This window comes from Streptococcus sp. 9.1(2021) (genome assembly GCF_030466425.1).
GTDB classification, from domain to species: Bacteria; Bacillota; Bacilli; order Lactobacillales; family Streptococcaceae; genus Streptococcus; species Streptococcus wuxiensis.
Window position 1 is genome coordinate 328887 of sequence record NZ_JAGQFU010000001.1, and the last position, 20629, is coordinate 349515.

The following is a 20629-nucleotide window of genomic DNA, read 5'->3' on the forward strand; positions in this document are numbered from 1 at the left end:
CCGACAGTATCTTATACAGAATAGGAGAAGTAGATGAGTTCAGGTAAAATTGCTCAGGTTATCGGTCCCGTTGTAGACGTCATGTTTGCAGCAGGTGAGAAACTACCAGAGATTAATAATGCACTTGTCGTCTACAAAAATGACGAAAGAAAAACAAAAATCGTCCTTGAAGTAGCCTTGGAGTTGGGAGATGGTATGATTCGTACTATCGCTATGGAATCAACTGATGGCTTGACCCGTGGTTTGGAAGTATTGGACACAGGCCGTCCAATCTCAGTACCAGTTGGGAAAGAAACTCTAGGACGTGTCTTCAACGTTTTGGGAGATACCATTGACTTGGAAGCTCCTTTTGGTGAAGATGCAGAGCGTCAGCCAATTCATAAAAAAGCACCAACTTTTGATGAATTGTCTACCTCTTCAGAAATTCTAGAAACAGGGATCAAGGTTATCGACCTTCTTGCCCCTTACCTTAAAGGTGGTAAGGTCGGACTCTTCGGTGGTGCCGGAGTTGGTAAGACCGTTTTGATCCAAGAATTGATTCACAACATCGCCCAAGAACACGGTGGGATCTCAGTATTTACTGGTGTTGGGGAACGTACTCGTGAAGGGAACGACCTCTACTGGGAAATGAAAGAATCAGGCGTTATCGAAAAAACAGCTATGGTATTTGGTCAGATGAATGAGCCACCAGGAGCACGTATGCGTGTTGCTCTTACTGGTTTGACAATCGCTGAATACTTCCGTGATGTAGAAGGTCAAGACGTTCTTCTCTTCATTGACAACATTTTCCGTTTCACACAAGCTGGTTCAGAAGTATCTGCCCTTTTGGGTCGTATGCCTTCAGCCGTTGGTTATCAACCAACCCTCGCAACAGAAATGGGTCAATTGCAAGAACGTATCACGTCAACTAAGAAGGGTTCTGTAACCTCTATCCAGGCTATCTATGTGCCAGCGGATGACTATACTGACCCAGCGCCAGCAACAGCTTTTGCTCACTTGGACTCAACAACTAACTTGGAACGTAAATTGGTTCAATTGGGGATTTACCCTGCCGTTGACCCTCTTGCTTCAAGCTCACGTGCCTTGGCACCTGAAATTGTTGGAGAAGAGCACTATGCAGTAGCTGCTGAAGTGAAACGTGTTCTTCAACGTTACCATGAGTTGCAAGATATCATTGCCATCCTTGGTATGGATGAACTTTCTGATGAAGAAAAGACTTTGGTTGCTCGTGCACGCCGTATTCAGTTCTTCTTGTCACAAAACTTCAACGTTGCAGAACAATTTACTGGTCAACCAGGATCCTATGTTCCAGTAGCTGAAACTGTTCGTGGCTTCAAGGAAATTCTCGACGGTAAATACGATCATCTGCCAGAAGATGCCTTCCGTGGAGTAGGTTCAATCGAAGATGTTATTGCTAAGGCTGAAAAAATGGGATTTTAAGAGGTGATCTATGGCACATTTAACTGTCCAGATCGTGACACCAGATGGCCTCGTCTATGATCACCATGCCAGCTTTGTATCGGTACGAACTCTGGATGGTGAGATGGGGATCTTGCCACGACATGAAAATATGATTGCGGTTCTAGCAGTTGATGAAGTAAAGGTAAAACGCATCGATGATGATACTCATGTGAACTGGATTGCAGTAAACGGAGGAATCATTGAGATTGCTAATAATGTCATTACCATTATTGCTGACTCAGCTGAACGTGCGCGCGATATTGATGTTAGTCGTGCAGAACGTGCTAAACTTCGTGCAGAACGCGAAATTGAAGAAGCACAAGACAAACACTTAATCGACCAAGAGCGCCGTGCTAAAATTGCATTGCAACGTGCTATTAACCGTATCAATGTCGGAAATAAATTATAAAATAAAAATGAACTTGTTAAATCAAGTTCATTTTTTATTATTTCTTATTTAGTGAAATTATGCAGACTGCTTCAGGAACATGAAATTCATTAGATAGTTCTGCCAGTCTACCAGTTTCAGGATTGCGCTTAAAGACTGTTGCGTTATCAGAATCCTGGTGAACAGCGATAAGGAATTCTTGGTCAGGTGTTAAATCAAAATCACGTGGATTTTTCCCATTGGTTGGAACAATCTCTAATAATTCCAAGCTTCCATCTACTAAAATGCTATAAACAGCGATAGAATCATGACCTCGGTTAGAAGCGTAGAGGAATTTACCATCTTTAGAAAGACGAATAGCCGCAGTACCATTAAAGTCACTATAGTCATCTGGTAAGGTTGAAATGACCTGCATTTGTTCAAATTCTCCGACTCCATCGTAAATCAAAACTTCAATCGTACTGTTGAGTTCACAGATGAGATAAGCAATCTTGTAGTGGTGGTGGAAAACAAGGTGACGAGCACCAGCGCCAGGATTACAATTATAAGTTGCTAGTTTCGTCAACTTTCCTTCTAGATTGACATCATAGGTAGTGACTTCGTCAGTACCCAAGTCACAAGTTACCAAATATTGGTCTGGTGTTAAATCGGTGTAGTGTACGTGGGGAGAAGATTGGTTTTCATGTGGACCATGGCCAGTATGTTGAACTTTGTCTGCCAATTCAAGACAGCCATCTTCTTTACGTTTATAGACTAGAACTTGACCTTTATGATAGTTAGCGCCATAAACTAGACTCCGTGTCTCATCGACTGCAACATAGCAGTGAGGAGCACCTTCTTCAACGACGTGATTCAGGAGGGCACCATCAGTTTTGTATGCTGCGATTCCACCTTTGTCATCATGGCTTCCGACAGTATAGAGATGCTGATGCTGATCAAAGGCTAGGTAGGTTGGACTTGGCTCGGTTGCAAATAGTTCTAGATTTGAGAGTTTGCCAGTCTCAGTATCAAAATCAGCCTTGTAAATCCCTTGAGAAATACGTCGTGTATAGGTTCCAAAATATACTATTTCTTTCATATTCATACCTCTAGAAAAAGATAATTCAATTATAACATAAAAAGGCCTGCTTGATGAAAAATCTAAGTCAGAAAAAACAGCTCTTCCCTTGTCAAGAAGACAAATTTATCCCTTGCTAAATGACTATAAAAAACCCTTATTTTTCTTAAAACATGGTATAATGTTAGGACAAAGGAAAGGAAGAAAAAATGGAACAAAAAGAGAAACACTTTACCTTATCTTGGTTTTTTAAATGGTTTTTAGACAATAAAGCGACCACTGTTTTCTTGGTGACCTTGTTATTAGGTCTCAATATTTTTATTCTCAGTAAAATTAGCTTTTTATTTTTCCCAGTTATAGACTTTTTATCAGTAGTGATGTTGCCGGTTATTTTATCGGGTCTACTTTTTTACCTCTTAAATCCACTAGTAGATCTGATGGAGAAGTACAAGATCAACCGTGTCTTAGCCATTAGTATTATCTTTATCATTATTGCCATACTCTTGATTATTGGACTAGCCGTTGCAATTCCAAACCTTCAACGTCAAGTAGTAATTTTTGCGCAAAATGTCCCAAGTTATCTCGAAGATGCTGATAGAGTCATTAATGACCTTGTAACCAAGCGTTTGCCAGATGACTTTAGACCACAACTGGAGCAAGTTTTAGCTAATTTTTCAACACAAGCAACTGCTTGGGCAAGTAATATTTCTTCTAAGGCTGTTAACTGGGTGAGTGCTCTTATCAGTGGAACGTCACAGGTCATTGTCGCTCTGATCATCATGCCATTTATGCTCTTTTATCTCCTTCGAGATGGAAAAGGACTTAGAGACTATATTACTCAATTCTTACCAAATAAATTGAGAGAACCAGTTGGTAAGGTTCTTTCAGAAGTCAATCAACAACTTTCCAATTATGTTAGAGGACAAATTACGGTCGCTGTAATCGTAGCTATCATGTTTATTATCTTATTCAAGATTATAGGACTTCGTTATGCTGTTACTTTAGGTATTACAGCCGGTTTTCTCAATTTAGTTCCTTATCTAGGTAGTTTTCTTGCAATGATTCCAGCCCTTGTTTTGGGTTTGATTGCTGGTCCTGTTATGCTCTTAAAAGTTATTATCGTTTTCATTGTAGAGCAAACTATAGAGGGACGTTTTGTTTCTCCACTGATTTTGGGTAGCCAATTGAATATTCACCCAATTACCATTCTTTTTGTACTGTTGACTTCAGGATCCATGTTTGGTATTTGGGGTGTATTGCTAGGTATTCCAATCTACGCTTCCGCAAAAGTAGTCATCTCAGCAATTTTTGATTGGTATAAAGGAGTTAGTGGACTTTATGAGCCAGTAGAGGAGACTGATCGTGAACAATAGTCAACAAATGCTCGAAGCCTTGGAGCAACAAGATTTATCAAAAGCAGAATCTTTTTTCCAAAAAGCCCTGGATGAAGATTCAGATGAAGTTCTTCTTGAACTTGCTGCATATCTCGAAGGGATTGGTTTCTTCCCACAAGCTGCACAAATCTATGAGAAATTAGCGCCGAAATTTCCAGAAGTCTACATCAATCTAGCTGCAATAGCTGGTGAGGATGGATTGATTGAGGAGGCTTTTGATTATTTAGAGAATATTGGTCTGGAAAGTGAATGGTACGTATCAGCTCTTGCCTTAAAAGCAGATTTATATCAAATGGAAGGATTGACAGATGTTGCTCGTGAGAAGCTTCTAGAAGCTCGTAGCTACTCTGATGACCCTCTCCTAATATTTGGACTAGCTGAGCTAGATAGCGAGCTAGGAAACGATTTAGAAGCCATTAAAGGCTATGCTCAATTAGATAATCGAGTTATCTACGATCAAACTGGAATTTCGACATATCAGAGAATTGGTCTTGCTTATGCACGTTTAGGTAAGTTTGAATCTGCAATAGAATTTTTAGAGAAAGCCTTAGAATTAGAATATGATGACCAAACAGCCTTTGAGCTTGCGAGTCTCTATTTTGACCAAGAAGACTACCAGAAAGCTGTACTATACTTTAAACAACTAGACACTATTTCACCAGATTTTGAGGGTTATGAGTATGGTTATAGTTTAGCACTCCATAAGGAACATCGGACAGAAGAAGCTCTTAAAATAGCTCAACAGGGCTTGTCAAAAAATCCTTTTGAAACTCGGCTCTTACTCCTTGCATCTCAGCTATCTTATGAGTTGCATCAACCTGAGCAAGCAGAAGCTTATCTGATTCAAGCACAAGAAAATGCTGATGACCAGGAAGAAATTTTGCTACGCTTAGCTACCATCTACCAAGAACAAGAAAGATACGAAGATATTCTAGCTTTAGCAGTCTATGAACCTGAAAATCTCTTGACTAAATGGATGATTGCTCGAAGTTATCAAGAAACTGAAGAATTAGATGCAGCCTATGATCTCTATAAGGAACTTGCTACTGAACTCAAGGATAATCCAGAGTTTTTGGAACAGTTTATTTATTTGTTAAGAGAGTTAGGTCAGCTAGAAGAAGCAAAAGACTACATTCAATCCTATCTCCAATTAGTACCCGATGATTTACAAATGCAAGATTTGTATGATTATTTATCTTAAATACAAAAGATAATCACCAAGCATAGGTGATTTTCTTTTTTTATTAAAAAGAAGTATAAATTGCTTTAAATTTAGGTGGATTGAGTATGAACTTTTAGTATTTTTTTGATATAATTGTTATAGTTATAAGTTGAATAATCAACAATAGTAAAAATAGAAAGATTGGCAAAATGACAAAAGTAAAAATTGTAACGGATTCTTCGGTTACTATTGAACCGGAAGTGGTTAAAGAATTTGATATTACTGTTGTTCCACTATCTGTAATGATTGATAGTGTCCTTTATTCAGATGCAGATCTTGAAGAAGGAGAATTTCTTCGCTTGATGCAAGCTAGTAAAAATTTTCCTAAGACTAGCCAACCACCAGTGGGACTCTTTGCAGAAATTTTTGATGATTTGGGTAAGGATGGTAGTCAGATTCTAGCTATTCACATGTCCCATGCTTTATCAGGAACTGTTGAAGCGGCTCGTCAAGGAGCAAGTTTGTCAACAGCAGATGTCACTGTTTTGGATAGTTCATTTACGGATCAGGCCTTGAAGTTCCAAGTTGTGGAAGCTGCTAAACTAGCTCAAGAAGGAAAAGACCTTGAAACTATTCTAACCCATGTAGAGGACGTAAAAAATCACACTGAACTCTACATCGGTGTTTCAACTTTAGAAAATCTTGTAAAAGGTGGTCGCATTGGCCGTGTTACTGGTTTGCTGAGCTCTTTACTTAATATTCGAGTAGTTATGCAAATGAAAGACCATGAGCTTCAACCGATTGTCAAAGGACGTGGTTCAAAAACCTTTAAGAAATGGTTGGATGAGTTAGTAGCCACTCTTTCAAATCGTTCAGTAGCTGAGATTGGTATTTCTTATGCAGGTACAAATGAATTTGCAAACGAGATGAAAGCTGTTCTACAACCTTACGTTGAAAAACCGATTTCAGTCCTAGAAACAGGCTCAATTATCCAAACTCACACCGGAGAAAACGCCTGGGCGATCTTAATTCGCTATAATTCCTAAAAAAATGAAGAAAAATTGAGATAAAAGGTGTTTTTGACTTGACCTAAAAGGAATTTTAGGTTATGATTATAAGTGTTAATTAGAAATAATTTTGGAGGATTCATTAACATGGCAAACAAACAAGATTTGATCGCTAAAGTAGCAGAAGCTACAGAATTGACTAAGAAAGATTCAGCAGCAGCAGTTGACGCTGTATTCGCAGCTGTAACTGAATTCCTTTCAGCTGGTGAAAAAGTTCAATTGATCGGTTTTGGTAACTTCGAAGTTCGTAAACGTGCAGCTCGTAAAGGTCGCAACCCACAAACTGGTAAAGAAATCAAAATCAAAGCTTCTAAAGTTCCAGCATTCAAAGCTGGTAAAGCTCTTAAAGAAGCAGTTAAATAATGATTTTATAAAAAACCTATTAATCAAGCGTCAAGCTTGGTTAGTAGGTTTTTTTGTTTAATGGAGGACTTGTTACGAAAGTAGAAGTAGAAATAAGAATTGGGACTATTAAAAGCTATAAAAAAAATTAAAGCTTGAAAAAATAAAAGAAACAAAAAAAACAACTCCGAATCGAAGTTGTTTTCGTTTAACCGTATACAAGTGATGCGGTTGATTATTTGAGACCGTATTTTTTGTTGAAACGATCCACGCGTCCATCTGCTTGAGTGAACTTTTGACGTCCAGTGTAGAATGGGTGTGAGTCTGATGAAATTTCCACACGGATCAATGGGTAAGTTTCGCCTTCGAACTCAACTGTTTCGCTAGAGCGTTTTGTTGAACCGCTAAGGAATTTGTAACCAGTAGTTGTGTCCATAAAGACAACTGGGCGATATTCTGGATGGATATCTTTTTTCATTTTGCAATATTTCCTTTCTGCCATGGTCTCTTTGCGAGCCATAGATTGTTACCATACTAGTCTATCAGATTCTGAAAAGTTTGGCAAGCTTTTTATCTATTTTTCAGCAAGTTTTTTAATTTTTGGTAGATGAGCTCGTTCTCTTCTAAACTATACGAATTTGCCCCACTAGCAAGAGGATGGCCACCGCCATCATGTTCTTTTGCGACACCATTGATAGGGACAAATTTACTGCGAAGACGTACGCGGTAGTGACCATCTGCTTGCTCCACAAAGATTCCCCAAAGGCTAATAGTATCGATACGGCCCGGAGCTCCAACGATGGCTGCTGTTTCCGCATCAGTAACGTCGTATTTCTTCAAGATTTCTTGGGTGAGAGTGATACGAGCAGCACCATTTTCATCAACTTCTAAGTGATCATAGACATAACCCTGGAGTTTGGCAATCTTAAAGCTTATAGTATCCATTTTACGAGTTAATTCAGCGTAGTCAAAGTTATGCTCTCTGAGTTGACTTGCCATACGAAGCGTGCGTGCAGAAGTAGAAGGGTAGAGAAAACGGCCGGTATCACCAATAATTCCAGCGCAGAGCATTTTAGCAGCGTAGTCGGATAATTCTAAGTTAGTTGCTTCAGCAAAAAGAGCAATCATCTCACTCGCACTACTAGAGTTCGTATCTACCCAAACAAGATCGCCGTAAACTTCGTCATTTGGATGGTGGTCAATTTTGATAATTGTCTCAGCATTAAGATATCGTTTATCATCAATACGTGCTGTGTTTGCTGTATCACAGATAATGGCAAGTGCACCTTGATAGTCTGTGTCCTCTACCTGATCCATTTTAGCAAGCCAAGTTAAGGTTGGTTCATTAAAACCAACTACTTTTATCGTTTTTTCTGGAAAATGATGCTCAAGCAAGGCTTTTAAACCTACCTGACTCCCCAAAGCGTCAGGATCTGGTTTCATATGACGATGGATGATAATAGTATTATATGCTTTGATTTTTTCTAAAATTTGGTGACAAATTTCCATAATGAACCTCAATTCTTTCTCATTTCATTGTAGCACAAGAGTTTTTATTTTTAAAATGAAAAAGATGTGATATAATGGAGAAAGATTAATTGAGGAGGACCTTATGGCATTAGCAAAAATTGTATTTGCCAGTATGACCGGTAATACTGAAGAAATCGCTGATATTGTAGCAGATAAATTAAGAGAATGTGGTTTAGAAGTGGATGTTGATGAGTGTACAACCGTTGACGCTTCTGACTTTTTAGAAGCAGACATCGCCATTGTCGCAACCTATACCTACGGAGATGGAGAATTACCAGATGAGATGATGGACTTCTACGAAGATCTAGCAGACCTCAACTTGAGCGGTAAAATCTATGGTGTAGTCGGATCAGGTGATACTTTCTACGATGAATTCTGTAAAGCTGTTGATGACTTCGACCGAGTATTTATCGCTACTGGAGCTGAAAAGGGTTCAGAGTGCGTTAAAGTTGACCTTTCTGCCGAGGAAGAAGATATTGAACGCTTGGAGCAATTCGCAGAAGAATTGGCTGCTAAAGTAGGATAAGCATGAAGTGCACTGATGAAAGTTGTCAGTGCAGTTTTTATTAAACAGGATTAGGACTTTACTAGCCTATTTAGTGCTTTTTGGTACAATAGTTCAATTAAAAAGGAGACTCTATGGATTTAGATAATATTCGACAAGAAATCGATAAAATCGATGACCAGATCGTTCAACTTTTAGAAGAGAGGATGCATTTAGTTGAAGGAGTAGTTGCCTATAAAAAAGCTTCAGGAAAACCTATTCTAGATACTAAAAGAGAAGAAGTTATCTTTGAGAAAGTCAAAAGTCGTGTAGGCAATAAAAAATACGAAGATACAATTGTTGAGACTTTTTCAGATATTCTCAAACGTTCACGTGATTATCAGGATAAAACGATCAAATGAAAAAAGAAAAATTTTACCCTCTAGGAATCTTTCTAGCTGGTATGCTGGGGGGAATTGTGCGTTTTCAGATTTCGAGATGGTTGCCATCTAGTCCAGACTTCCCTTGGGGAACACTAGTAGTCAACTATTTAGGAATTTTTTGCCTTGTCTACCTTGTAAAAGGTTATCTGGTTTATAAGGGAAGTAGTAAAGGCACTATTCTAGCGCTTGGAACAGGATTCTGTGGTGGCTTAACGACTTTTTCTAGTCTCCTATTAGATGCAGTGAAATTGCTGGACACAGGGCGGTACCTTAGTTTGGTGACGTATTTGATTTTGAGCGTCGGTGGCGGACTTTTATTAGCTTATTGTCTAGGGAGGAAGAAATGGTAGTATTTTATCTAGCACTTGCTTGTGGACTGGGTGCTCTTGTTCGTTATTTCTTTTCCCGTTATAATCAGGGTTCAGTACTGCCTCTAGGAACTCTCATAGCCAATATTCTTGGCTGTTTTCTGATTGGCTTATTTTATAATCATGTGGAATCAAAAGAAATCTATCTTATCCTTGCGACAGGTTTTTGTGGTGGCTTGACTACTTTCTCAACTTTGAATGATGAACTCCAAAGACTGATCAATGACAAGAAGGCATTTTATAGTTATTTATTATTAACCTACTTGCTTGGTTTTCTTGCAATTTTTTTGGGAATTTTGCTTTAAATTTCTTTACTTTTTCTAGGAATTTTGATAAACTGTATCTTGTGTGTAATGGACGCACAAAAATACAGTTTATCCGCTGAGGAAGTTTCCTCAAGATTGACAAAGATAGGAGAATAAAATGAATCCATTAATCCAAAGCTTGACTGAAGGTCAACTTCGTACAGATATCCCTTCATTCCGTCCTGGTGACACTGTTCGTGTACACGCGAAAGTTGTCGAAGGAAACCGTGAACGTGTTCAGATCTTTGAAGGTGTTGTTATTGCACGTAAAGGTGCTGGCATCTCAGAAAACTACACAGTCCGTAAAATCTCTAACGGTGTAGGTGTTGAACGTATCTTCCCAATCCACACTCCACGTGTTGAAAAGATCGAAGTTGTTCGTTACGGTAAAGTACGTCGTGCGAAATTGTACTACTTGCGTGCTCTTCAAGGTAAGGCAGCTCGTATCAAAGAAATCCGTCGTTAATTCGATGATAAAAACTCTGCTGCAAGGCAGGGTTTTTCTCTAGCTCCCTTAGTTCAATGGATATAACAACTCCCTCCTAAGGAGTAGTTGCAGGTTCGATTCCTGCAGGGGGCATTTTAAGAAGCGTAAAGAAACATAAAGAATATTTAAAGTCTTTATTTATAGGCAATCATCACAATTTAGTTTTTTAAAATAGTATAGTATATTTTGTTTTTTTGACCAAACGTTGACCAAAATTTGACCAAAAATTTGTTTTGATTTTTATGAATATAGAATAAAGTAGATCAGGAAGCTGGTCTATTTTATTTTGTATTTAATATGTATAAAAATTTGAATTGTCTGTCTAAAATAACTTAGTATTTTTGGAATTTTTGACCAAAGTGTGACCAAAATTTGACTAAATATTTGTTTTGATTTTGATGATTATGAGGTTAAGTAGATCATAGGAGTAAGTCTTTATAGGTATAAGTTATTTATGCTCGCTATGTTAGTTAAATAATTAATTTTTGACTGATTTATCTCTGTTTAATGTAAATTAGTTATGAGGAATATTGTCTTATTTATATACGAATATATAAAATAATGATACAATAATATTATATAGAAAATTGTAGATATTAGACTGACTATAAAAAATGGAGGTAATTTATGAATAGCAAGGAATGGATTATGGAATTTGAATCTTTAAATGTATGATTACTATAACCGTTATAAAATCAATAAGAAACGTTGTGGTCGGAATTTTTGATATCTTCTAAGAGTAGTCAGAGGATTATTGATTTAATAACAGAAGTACACGAAGACATATATTTAACATCTATTATTTTACCCATCCCGAAGATTTTAGCTCAATCTTTAGCATTTTGGTAAAGTATGGAAAAAGTACAAGTAAATATATTTTATCGAAAGGAGAGATATATGAGTGAAATAGTTATTAATGCTCAGAATTTATCTAAAAATTTTTATAATTTTGATTCAAGACTCCCATTTATCAAGAGATTTTTGAAACGTAATCAAATAACGATTCGAGCTGTTCAAGATATTAGTTTTACGATTAAGAGAGGGAGTATAGTTGGCTTTATTGGGAGTAATGGAGCTGGTAAATCCACAACGATTAAAATGTTGACTGGGACTCTTTATCCTAGTTCCGGAAAATTAGAAGTGAATGGAGAAATTCCATTTAAAAGAAGTATAAATTTTAGAAAAAAAATTTCAATAGTAGTAGGAAATAAATTACAGTTATTTCAAGATGTTTCGGCTATGGATTATTTTCAATTGATTGGTACTTTATATGAGGTAGAACCGGCGATTTTACAAGAACGAATTCAGGAATTAAGCAATTTGTTGAATGTAAAAGATCAGCTTTACCAGCAGGTCCGGACCCTCTCTCTTGGACAAAAAATGAAAATGGAGTTTATCGCGGCATCTTTAACAAGTCCGGAAATATTATTTTTAGACGAGCCTACTATAGGGTTAGATATACAGTCTAAAAAAGATATCAGAACATTTTTAAAGAAAATGAATGAAGAATGTCATACTACTATTATTTTAACGAGTCATGATATGGATGATATTTCGTCTGTTTGTGACGAATTAATCGTCATTGACAAAGGAAAAATTATTTTGCAGGAGTCAATGGATGTTATTTTATCTAAATTTTCTGATTTTAAATATTTAAAGATAAAAATGACATTAGATTTGGTACCAGAGTTATGCTCTGTTAAAGGAGTAGTAGTCATTTCTCAAACAAAATCGGAATGTATACTAAAAATACCTAGAGATTTTGTCTTTGAGACATTAGAATCAATCAATAAGCTTGTAGATATAGAAGATTTTGAAATATCAAATCTTTCTTTAGAAGAAATTATTTTACAAAACTATTTTACAAAAAAGGAGCACAATTGAAAAAAGAAATGTCTATTATTCTGATATCATTTCGATCTATTTTGAACTATAAATCAAGTGTACTATTGTTAATGTTACAGGCAAGTATACAAATTATGATATCAGTATTTTTATGGACGTATATATATCAGAGTAACCAGATAAATATAGCAGGATATGATTTTACCTCAATGGTTCAATACTATTTGGGGACTATAATTTTTTCATATTTTGTTTTTTATCCAGTTGATTGGGAAATCAATGACGATGTTCATTCAGGAAATTTTTTTAGCATATTAATAAAACCTGTTACTTTTTATAAGTATTATTTTTGTAAAATGCTTGGAGATAGGCTTGCTCATTTATTATTTATCATCATTCCTGTCATTTTATTCTCCAGTGTTTATTACAAGAATGAGTTATTAACCATTGAAATTCTTATTTTAGGAAGTATTGCAATTATTCTATCTATGGTTCTATGGTTTTTAATATCATGTTGTGTAGGTATGCTTTCTTTTTGGTTAGAAAATATATTTTTTGTCCTTACTGTTAAAGAAATAGTAATTCAGTTTTTATCAGGAATATTATTGCCTTTAAGTTTTTTTTCAAATAATTTTCGTCTGTTTTTAGATATATTACCTTTTAAATACTTAGTATATGAACCGCTTCAGATGTTTAGTAATGATACATATAAATTAATAGACTATTTGAGAATTATTTGTATTCAATTGATTTGGTGCATCATTTTTTATATTATATCAAGATTCATATTGAGAAAAGGAGTGGAGCACTTCTCAAATGTGGGAGGATAAAATGTTTAGAATAAAAGTAATTTTTAGGCTACTTCATTTTGGTTTTAAATCTGATATGAATTTTCATTTTGACTTCTTTTGTGGTCTATTTTCGTCGATACTGTGGATTGGTTTACCTATTGTATTTTTTAGATTGATTTTCTTAAACATAGACTCTTTTAATGGTTGGAACTATTATCAAATTTTATTTTTGGTAGGTTCCTACACTATTGTAGATGGAGTTATGATGGGATTGTTAATTAGAAGTATGGGAATTTTAGAATCAGATATTTTGAGTGGTAACTTGGATCAAATTTTATTGAGGCCGTTTGATACTCAGTTGTTCTATATTTTTAGATCATTTAATTTAGTTCAATTCGTGAATACTTTTTTTGGTCTTGCGATCATTTTTATAAGTTATGGAAATTTAAATGTACATTTAAATTCATTAAAAATATTATTTTATATCCTTTCTTTAATGTGTGGTTGTATTATATATTATTCAATTTGGTTTCTAATAACGATTAGTTCATTTTGGTTCCCAACTAAATTTTCAAAAGTAGATGTATTTTTGAATTATATTGGAATTTCTAAGTATCCATATAATATTTTTACAGGTATTAACAGATTGATCACTATGTTATTTGTTCCCAATTTATTAATTGCCAATCCTGCAGTATTAATATTTTTAGGGAAAGATACATTGAACCTATTTTTCTATCAAATAGTTTTTACAGTTTTTTTGATTATTATCAGTCGTACAATTTTTAGAAAAGGATTGAAAAAATATGAAAGTGCAGGAAGATAAACAATGTTGTTCAGTTATATGTTTGACTAAAGGAAGTGATTCGCTGTACTTTCGGATATGAGCTTGAAGGTGGAATTGCCGGAGTGAGTTGGATAAAAAGTTAGCGAAATTTTTGACCAAAAATTGACCAAGTGAGATAGAAAAGCCCTTAGAATAGGACTTTAGGACTGATATTTATATTCCTGCAGGGGAGCGAAACTAGCCACAAAAACACTGGATAACCAGTGTTTTTTCTTTGACCAAATTTTGAACCATTCATAAGATATCCATGGTGTGGTATAATGGACATAGAATGTTTAGGAGAAAGAGATGAAAAAAGGCTTATTAATTGGCTGCTTATCCATGGTTATACTATTTGCAATATTCATAATCCTTAGTCCTATTCTTGCAATGATGGATATGTGGGGTCTATTTGCCCATGCAAGTCGGAATGAACTTGAGCAAGCTGTACATCGTTCTTATGAGAACTACGGTCTTACAGGTCAGTTTGAGTTAGAAAAATACGAAAAAAACTATACAAGTGTAGGAGGATTTGTAATCCATGGTACTTACACTGAAAATATAGATGGTAAAACCTATCAGGCTAATTCTCGATTTGAATACTATACTCGTCCTTCGGAAAACAAAAAGTATAAAAAGACGGATGCAGAAGTAGATTATGAACAAAACAAAAAAATTTATCAGGTTTTTCCAGAATTAGCCTATCTAGGAATTGAGATTAGTCCAGGTACCAGTGAGTTTTTAAAAACATTGGACACTTCAATAACAGATCCTAAAATGACTGCTTTGAAGTACGAAGGGATTGATTTTCAATTTAATAGTAAATCTGGCAACATGTATCTTTATGATAAAATATTAGAGGAAAATCAAAGAAATGGACAAGCATTACAAGGGATGTATCCCATGGATGCTCAAAAGCTTTTCCAAAAAGATATTTTTATACCAGAATTTCAATTTCGATACTACATTCCAGAAGACAAGAAGGATCAGTTATATGATGCTTATCTTAAAGACCTTGAATCGCGAATGAAGGAATTCTTTAACAATCAACCCTTACCAAGCGGTCTTTATGCTGTAAAGATTGATAAATATGAAGGGGATAAACTTGTCAATAATAGCGGTGGATATTATGTAAAGATTGAGAATCGTCAAGTTGTGGAGTTTATCAAAGATTTATACTAAAAGTTGCGTTCAACTGTTCAAAATATAAGAGAAAGATGAAATTTTTTAAATGATCCAAGAAGAATATTTGCAACTAAAAAAAGAATATAAAATTCGCTTAGTCTTAGTATTAGTTCTATTCGTATTATTTTCTATCCTAAGTATTTTGCTTATCATAAATCTCAATAGATTTATCCCGCTAGGCGCGACAGCCATGGCTACAGTTGTGCCATTTAACCATTATTTACTCGTTCCACTTTGGGAAGAGAAAAAAGCGATTGAAGCAGAGCTTCCTGAATGGAAGGACCTTAGTACAAGCGGAGTTAGGGTCCCTTCGACAGAAGCGAGTAAACGAAACATAGCAACTGTTGGGAGCATTATTGCCTTGTTCTTATCGTTTGCTTTACTCTATAGGCCTGCTAAGGTATACCAGAAGGTACCTACTGCCGATGAACTAAAGAACCTTCCCAAGATTGAGAACAAGGGCATTCCTAAACTGGATAATAAAAAAATCCCAAAAATAAAAAAAACTCTGAAGAGTAATCTGTAATAAAAACACCCCAGGAATTAGTTTTTTATATCTAACTTCTGGGGGTGCTTTTATTATATTCTATTCAGTTTACAAGACCCAAGTACGGATAGCATGGGCTACACCAGATTCGTCATTTGTTTTGGTGATGTATTTGGCGATTTTTTTGAGTTCTGGGTTTCCGTTTTCCATAACAACGGGATTACCAACGACTGCTAGCATGGCACGGTCATTTTCTTCATCCCCAATCGCCATAGTTTCATCCTTACTTAGTCCAAGTTTCTCAGCTAAGTGAGTGATAGCAGATCCCTTGTCTACATCCTTTTTAAGGAGTTCTAGGTAAAATGGAGCAGATTTGTTGATAGAGTATCGCTCGTAAAATTCTGCTGGAATCTTTTCAATAGCAGCATCGAGAATCTCTGGTTCGTCGATAAACATACATTTGACGATTTCTTTATCAGCCATCTCTTCAGGTGTACGATAAAAAATTGGCATGCTGACGAGGGTTGATTCGTGTACGGTGTATTTTCCGATATTGCGATTGGCAGTGTAGATGCCGTCTTTGGTAATAGCATGCATGTGGACTCCAAGTTTACGGCTGAGAAATTCCATATCCAGATAGTCCTCGTAAGTCAAGGATTCGCTGATAATCTCATGGCCATTAGCGGTTTCTTGAACTAGGGCACCGTTGAAGGTCACAACATAGTCACCTTCATCTCTCAACTGCAAGTCATCAAGGAGTTTGGCAACACCAGCGATGGGGCGTCCTGTTGCAATGACAACCTTGACTCCAGCTGCTTTGGCATCTTGAATAGCTGCAAAAACTTCTGGAGTAATTTCTTTTTTGCTATTAACCAGGGTACCATCAATATCGACGGCGATTAGTTTTATACTCATAAATTTCCTCTGTTAATTCTTGTCTGGATTAAAATGATCATTCTCAATCAAATGAGAAAATTGTTGAATGATATTTGTGAAAATACTGTTTTGCTTAAGCATTTCTTTAGGGAAGTAGAAGCGGTTGTCACCGTGACGGCTCCCTGCAAGAGACTGAACTATAGGAGATAAGCTAGAAAGTTCTGCCAGTTCACCATTTTTTTGAACAATCTCAATCTGTGTTCTAGGATTTTCAGACTCTGGTCGATAAATATCGTAAGGAAGGTCAAAATTCTTATGAATAGCTGTGTAGTAGTTGGGGTCAAAACCAATTTCTTCTACGAAATTTCGCATGATTTCAAGCTGGTCTTGGTCTTCTTGAGAAAAAGTAATAGATTTAAAGACTTTACGGTTGATAAAACGTTGTGATAAGTCAGCCAAAATCTTGTCCGTACTTGTCATCCAAAGCTGGAAATAGGTATTCATAACTCCATCATCTAGTGCTAGATAATCAGACAAGCTAACGTTTTTCTCAAAAAATGGCAGTAGATGGGGTGATGTAAGGGCAAAGAAGTCCTTATTTTCAGGATAGAGCTCTTTAGCACGTTTGAGAAGATTTTGCAAAAGGACTTCCATAGCTCGTGTGGCTGGGTGGAAATACACCTGCATGTACATCTGGTAACGACTGAGGACATAATCCTCGATGGCATGCATCCCATTACGCTGAAAGGCGATTCCATTTTCAACAGGACGAATAACACGAAGGATACGTGTCAAATCAAACTGGCCATAAAAAGCACCGGTGAAGTAGGAGTCGCGTAGGAGATAGTCCATGCGGTCCGCATCGATCTGACTAGAAATCAACTGAACCACTTGTTTATTTGGATAAGTGTGGTCAATAACGCTGGCAACCTTTTTAGGGAAGTCAGGCGCCACCTGTAACAAGACCTGGTGAATCTCTGTTTCAGGGCTTTGGATTATTTCCTGGGTAATCGCTTCATGGTCAGTGTCAAAGAGATTTTCAAAAGTATGAGAGTAGGCACCATGTCCAAGGTCATGTAGAAGGGCTGCAGTCATGGTTAAGAGAGACTCATTAGAATCCCATTCTTCAGGGTATTTTTCTTCGAAAATTTCAGTGATTTGACGGGCAATTTCATAGACGCCCAAACAGTGAGAAAACCGGCTATGCTCTCCGCCATGGAAGGTATAGCTAGATGTCCCTAACTGTTTGATACGACGGAGCCGTTGAAATTCTTTGGTATTGATCAAGTCGTAAATGACTTGATTGTTAACGTGGATATAGTTGTGAACAGGGTCACGAAATACTTTTTCATTCATAAGACCATTATAGCAAATTCCTTGGCTTTTTGGTAAAATAGTAGGGATAAGTGAGAAGAAAGAGGAATAGTTGTGAAGATTAGAATGAGAAATACCATCAAGTTCGATGAACAATTGGAAGTAATCGACCAACTTTATGATGTTGAATTACGGGAAAAGGGCGATTTTTCCTATCTCCTTTTTTACAATGAAGACCAAGAAAAAGTAGTTTTGAAATTTAATGGGGAGGAACTGGTCATGTCACGTTTCTCAAATCCCAAGACCATCATGCGTTTTCTCAAGGATTCCGATAGTTTAGCCTATATTCCGACACCTATAGGCATGCAAGAGTTTATCATCCAAACAAGTCACTACGAAGTTGGTGAAGAGAAGATTGAACTAGCCTACCAACTACAAAACAAAGAAGGTGTTCCATTTGCCAACTACCGTCTAGAAATTACTTGGGGATAAGAAAAAGAGGCTGGGACAAAAGTCCTAGCCTCTCAATTGTCTTTGGATTGTCGAGCGAGACGCAGTGGTTGAGTGGGCTCTACTACGCTGATTTTATCAGCTTTTACAGCCCTACTCAACTGTGCGGAGGTGGGACGACGAAATCGAATTCTAACGAATTACCGATTTCTGTCCCACTCTCATTTGATATACAGTTCCTGATTTTTCAGGACGATTTCACGTACGCTTGCAAATTTCTTAAGTTTTTTAAGCTCTTCTGGATGGGTGACAAGAGTGATGACATAGCCTTCTTTGCCCATGCGTCCTGTACGACCAGCACGGTGAGTGTAAGTTTCCTTGTCTCTAGGGACATCAAAGTTAATCACGCATTCCAGGCTATCAATGTCTATACCACGAGCGAGAAGGTCTGTGGCAAGAAGTAGTGTCAGTTGATTATCTTTAAATTTTTCTAGAATAACTTTTCTAAATTTAACGTTGACATCGCTAGCTAGCGAAACTGCTAAAACATCACGATATTGTAATTTTTCGTCTGCACTTCCAAGGTCTGACAAGCTATTAAAGAAGACAAGGCCGCGGAAATCTTCAACCTGTGCCAGTTTACGAAGCATATCTACTCTGTGACGTTGGTCTACTTGCATGTAGAAATGTTGAATATTGTCTAACTTTTGGTCTGATAGATCAATGATGCGCGTGTTAGGTGCAATCTTATCTTGGTCAAATTTGGTAGTGGCACTCATGTAAATAAGTTGATGGTCACGAGGTGCATAGTTGGTAATCCTTTCTACAAAGTGGATTTGAGAATCATCTAGCAACTGGTCGAATTCATCAAGAATGATTGTTTCCACGTTCATCATCTTGATTTTTTTCAATTTGACCAGTTCAAAGATACGACCAGGTGTTCCAATCAGAATTTCTGGTCCTTTTTTTAGTCTTTCAATTTGGCGTTTCTGGCTCGAACCGGATAGAAATAGCTGAGCTGTCAATCCGATAGCCTCACCCCAGGTTTTAGTGACTTCAAAAATTTGTCCAGCAAGCTCAGTATTAGGTGCTAAAATCAATAATTGTTGGGCTTTTTTCTTTTGCAGTTTGAGAAGACTAGGTAGGAGATAGGCTAAAGTCTTCCCTGTACCAGTTGGACTGACTCCAAGTAGGTTTTCACCATCTGTTATCGGTTCAAAAAGTTGAATTTGAATGGGAGTAAATTCTTGGAATCCCAGTTGATCAATCAACTCTTGCCATTCGATAGGTAGTTTGGTTTTCATTTTTCTGCCTCAAATCTAATGCCAGCATTCTGGCGCATGGTGTAAAGTAGGTTGTGGACGTGTGTCGCATCATCAATCCAAGATTGGTAAAGAGTCAGGTCTGCTTGCTTGATCATGTTCGCAAAAGCAGCAACTTCCTCAGTCATGGTGTGAGGAGCCTGCTGGATAGGAAGTTGAACATCATTTCCTTGATGGTCTGTAAAAATAGCTGATTGGACATGCTCGATTGTATTAAGTGTCAAGGTTCCATCAGTAGTATAAATCTCACAAGGAAGATTAGAAGTGATATTCTTTCCTGCTTTGATATGTACTTGATAGTTAGGATATGAGAGAATACCATCCCCATTTAAATCAATGCTATTATCTAGTTTCTGAGCTTGATAGGTTGCATGAGTCGGTTTTCCAAATAAGCGGATTGCTGCGTATAGAGTATAAATACCAAGATCCATAAGTGCACCACCTGCAAAACGGTCTGAGAAAACATTAGGAGTATTGCCAGCAAGTAGGTTAGGCATCTTAGAAGAGTATTTAGCGTAGTTAAAATCCGCACCCAGAATTTGTTTGTTTGCAAGAAAGTCTTTGATTGTGGCAAAAGCATCTTCGTGGTAGTTTCTTGCTGCTTCAAAGATAAAACATTTATTATCTTTAGCTGTTTGAACTAAATCCTGCCATTCTTGTGGTTGAGTGACAGCTGGTTTTTCAAGGAAAACATGTTTTCCAGCAGATAAAGCCATCTTTGCCTGGCTAAAATGCAGGGAATTCGGACTAGCAATGTATACCACATCGAATGAATCTTTAAAGAAATCATTTAGCTGATCAAATAGCTTAACGCCTTGATACTGTTCAACAAACTTTTCTGCAGTTTCTATTTTTCTAGAATAGACTGCACCCAGTTGAAATTTCTCGCTAGTATGGGCAGCCTCTAGAAAATGATGGCTGATTGAACTAGTTCCTATGATACCAAGTTTTAGCATAGTTACTCCTTTTTCACAAGTAATGATTGATTTCATTATAACATAGAAAGAGTCAACTAGTTACCTTAAGATATTTCTTTTGCTTTGAT

24 protein-coding genes and 1 tRNA gene are annotated in these 20629 nt (G+C 36.7%); 18 read left to right on the forward strand and 7 right to left on the reverse strand.

Going from position 1 to position 20629, the window contains the following annotated elements; translation table 11 throughout:
• Positions 1-33 precede the first annotated feature (33 nt).
• Positions 34-1440: a F0F1 ATP synthase subunit beta gene (gene atpD, locus KBU52_RS01640; RefSeq protein WP_036757320.1), complete on the forward strand. Its 1407-nt coding sequence runs from the start codon at positions 34-36 to the stop codon at positions 1438-1440.
• A gap of 10 nt (positions 1441-1450) precedes the next feature.
• The gene (locus tag KBU52_RS01645; RefSeq protein WP_006148659.1) at positions 1451-1870 is read left to right on the forward strand and encodes a F0F1 ATP synthase subunit epsilon; all 420 of its coding nucleotides are present in this window, start codon (positions 1451-1453) and stop codon (positions 1868-1870) included.
• 37 nt (positions 1871-1907) lie between these two features.
• On the opposite strand, the gene KBU52_RS01650 is transcribed toward KBU52_RS01645, so the two are convergent.
• The gene (locus KBU52_RS01650) at positions 1908-2927 is read right to left on the reverse strand and encodes a lactonase family protein (RefSeq protein WP_254724099.1); all 1020 of its coding nucleotides are present in this window, start codon (positions 2925-2927) and stop codon (positions 1908-1910) included.
• Positions 2928-3115: 188 nt separating this feature from the next.
• On the opposite strand from KBU52_RS01650, the gene KBU52_RS01655 reads away from it, so the two are divergent.
• From KBU52_RS01655 to KBU52_RS01670, 4 genes are all read left to right on the forward strand, one after another.
• Positions 3116-4279: an AI-2E family transporter gene (locus KBU52_RS01655; RefSeq protein WP_254724100.1), complete on the forward strand. Its 1164-nt coding sequence runs from the start codon at positions 3116-3118 to the stop codon at positions 4277-4279.
• Positions 4269-5501, forward strand: coding sequence for a tetratricopeptide repeat protein (locus KBU52_RS01660; protein WP_254724101.1), 1233 nt, complete (start codon positions 4269-4271; stop codon positions 5499-5501). The genes KBU52_RS01655 and KBU52_RS01660 overlap by 11 nt, the downstream gene beginning before the upstream one ends.
• A gap of 170 nt (positions 5502-5671) precedes the next feature.
• Positions 5672-6508: a DegV family protein gene (locus KBU52_RS01665; protein WP_254724102.1), complete on the forward strand. Its 837-nt coding sequence runs from the start codon at positions 5672-5674 to the stop codon at positions 6506-6508.
• Between the two features lie 108 nt (positions 6509-6616).
• The gene (locus KBU52_RS01670; RefSeq protein WP_004253345.1) at positions 6617-6892 is read left to right on the forward strand and encodes an HU family DNA-binding protein; all 276 of its coding nucleotides are present in this window, start codon (positions 6617-6619) and stop codon (positions 6890-6892) included.
• 214 nt (positions 6893-7106) lie between these two features.
• Here the strand turns inward: KBU52_RS01670 and KBU52_RS01675 are convergent, their stop codons facing one another.
• Both KBU52_RS01675 and KBU52_RS01680 read right to left on the reverse strand, forming a co-directional pair.
• Positions 7107-7349 carry a type B 50S ribosomal protein L31 gene (locus KBU52_RS01675; RefSeq protein WP_004253349.1) on the reverse strand — a complete coding sequence of 81 codons (243 nt, stop codon included), beginning with the start codon at positions 7347-7349 and terminating at the stop codon, positions 7107-7109.
• Positions 7350-7441: 92 nt separating this feature from the next.
• A complete protein-coding gene (locus tag KBU52_RS01680) occupies positions 7442-8380 on the reverse strand; it encodes a bifunctional oligoribonuclease/PAP phosphatase NrnA (RefSeq protein ID WP_254724103.1) in 939 nt (312 codons plus the stop codon).
• A gap of 103 nt (positions 8381-8483) precedes the next feature.
• Between KBU52_RS01680 and KBU52_RS01685 the strand changes: the two genes are divergently transcribed.
• The 11 genes from KBU52_RS01685 to KBU52_RS01735 all read left to right on the forward strand — a co-directional run bounded on the left by KBU52_RS01685 (position 8484) and on the right by KBU52_RS01735 (position 15661).
• Positions 8484-8927 carry a flavodoxin gene (locus KBU52_RS01685; protein WP_004253355.1) on the forward strand — a complete coding sequence of 148 codons (444 nt, stop codon included), beginning with the start codon at positions 8484-8486 and terminating at the stop codon, positions 8925-8927.
• 113 nt (positions 8928-9040) lie between these two features.
• On the forward strand, positions 9041-9307 hold the full coding sequence (locus KBU52_RS01690) for a chorismate mutase (protein ID WP_006148651.1): 267 nt from the start codon (positions 9041-9043) through the stop codon (positions 9305-9307).
• The gene (crcB, locus tag KBU52_RS01695; protein ID WP_247921435.1) at positions 9304-9678 is read left to right on the forward strand and encodes a fluoride efflux transporter CrcB; all 375 of its coding nucleotides are present in this window, start codon (positions 9304-9306) and stop codon (positions 9676-9678) included. Before KBU52_RS01690 ends, crcB (KBU52_RS01695) begins: the two co-directional genes overlap by 4 nt.
• Complete coding sequence (gene crcB, locus KBU52_RS01700; RefSeq protein ID WP_247921436.1) at positions 9672-10001, forward strand: fluoride efflux transporter CrcB; 330 nt, start codon at positions 9672-9674, stop codon at positions 9999-10001. Before crcB (KBU52_RS01695) ends, crcB (KBU52_RS01700) begins: the two co-directional genes overlap by 7 nt.
• 118 nt (positions 10002-10119) lie before the next feature.
• A complete protein-coding gene (rplS, locus tag KBU52_RS01705) occupies positions 10120-10467 on the forward strand; it encodes a 50S ribosomal protein L19 (RefSeq protein WP_001068670.1) in 348 nt (115 codons plus the stop codon).
• 42 nt (positions 10468-10509) lie between these two features.
• A tRNA-Arg gene (locus KBU52_RS01710) sits at positions 10510-10581 on the forward strand.
• Positions 10582-11385: 804 nt separating this feature from the next.
• The gene (locus KBU52_RS01715; protein WP_003010129.1) at positions 11386-12372 is read left to right on the forward strand and encodes an ATP-binding cassette domain-containing protein; all 987 of its coding nucleotides are present in this window, start codon (positions 11386-11388) and stop codon (positions 12370-12372) included.
• Positions 12369-13163 carry an ABC-2 family transporter protein gene (locus tag KBU52_RS01720; RefSeq protein WP_254724104.1) on the forward strand — a complete coding sequence of 265 codons (795 nt, stop codon included), beginning with the start codon at positions 12369-12371 and terminating at the stop codon, positions 13161-13163. The genes KBU52_RS01715 and KBU52_RS01720 overlap by 4 nt, the downstream gene beginning before the upstream one ends.
• Position 13164: 1 nt before the next feature.
• On the forward strand, positions 13165-13950 hold the full coding sequence (locus KBU52_RS01725; RefSeq protein ID WP_254724105.1) for an ABC transporter permease: 786 nt from the start codon (positions 13165-13167) through the stop codon (positions 13948-13950).
• Positions 13951-14259: 309 nt separating this feature from the next.
• Positions 14260-15132, forward strand: a complete 873-nt coding sequence (locus KBU52_RS01730) for a hypothetical protein (RefSeq protein ID WP_254724106.1) — start codon at positions 14260-14262, stop codon at positions 15130-15132.
• A 49-nt stretch (positions 15133-15181) separates the two neighbouring features.
• The gene (locus KBU52_RS01735; RefSeq protein WP_254724107.1) at positions 15182-15661 is read left to right on the forward strand and encodes a hypothetical protein; all 480 of its coding nucleotides are present in this window, start codon (positions 15182-15184) and stop codon (positions 15659-15661) included.
• 69 nt (positions 15662-15730) lie between these two features.
• Here KBU52_RS01735 and yidA read toward each other — a convergent pair whose 3' ends face one another.
• Together yidA and KBU52_RS01745 are read right to left on the reverse strand one after the other, a co-directional pair.
• Complete coding sequence (gene yidA, locus KBU52_RS01740; RefSeq protein WP_006152355.1) at positions 15731-16537, reverse strand: sugar-phosphatase; 807 nt, start codon at positions 16535-16537, stop codon at positions 15731-15733.
• A gap of 12 nt (positions 16538-16549) precedes the next feature.
• Positions 16550-17854 (reverse strand): HD domain-containing protein, encoded by a 1305-nt coding sequence (locus KBU52_RS01745; RefSeq protein ID WP_254724108.1) that lies wholly within the window; start codon positions 17852-17854, stop codon positions 16550-16552.
• Positions 17855-17926: 72 nt separating this feature from the next.
• Between KBU52_RS01745 and KBU52_RS01750 the strand changes: the two genes are divergently transcribed.
• A complete protein-coding gene (locus KBU52_RS01750; protein ID WP_254724109.1) occupies positions 17927-18304 on the forward strand; it encodes a DUF1934 domain-containing protein in 378 nt (125 codons plus the stop codon).
• 179 nt (positions 18305-18483) lie between these two features.
• On the opposite strand, the gene KBU52_RS01755 is transcribed toward KBU52_RS01750, so the two are convergent.
• Positions 18484-19566: a DEAD/DEAH box helicase gene (locus KBU52_RS01755; protein WP_254724110.1), complete on the reverse strand. Its 1083-nt coding sequence runs from the start codon at positions 19564-19566 to the stop codon at positions 18484-18486.
• On the reverse strand, positions 19563-20540 hold the full coding sequence (locus KBU52_RS01760; RefSeq protein ID WP_254724111.1) for a Gfo/Idh/MocA family protein: 978 nt from the start codon (positions 20538-20540) through the stop codon (positions 19563-19565). The genes KBU52_RS01755 and KBU52_RS01760 overlap by 4 nt, the downstream gene beginning before the upstream one ends.
• Positions 20541-20629: the final 89 nt, after the last annotated feature.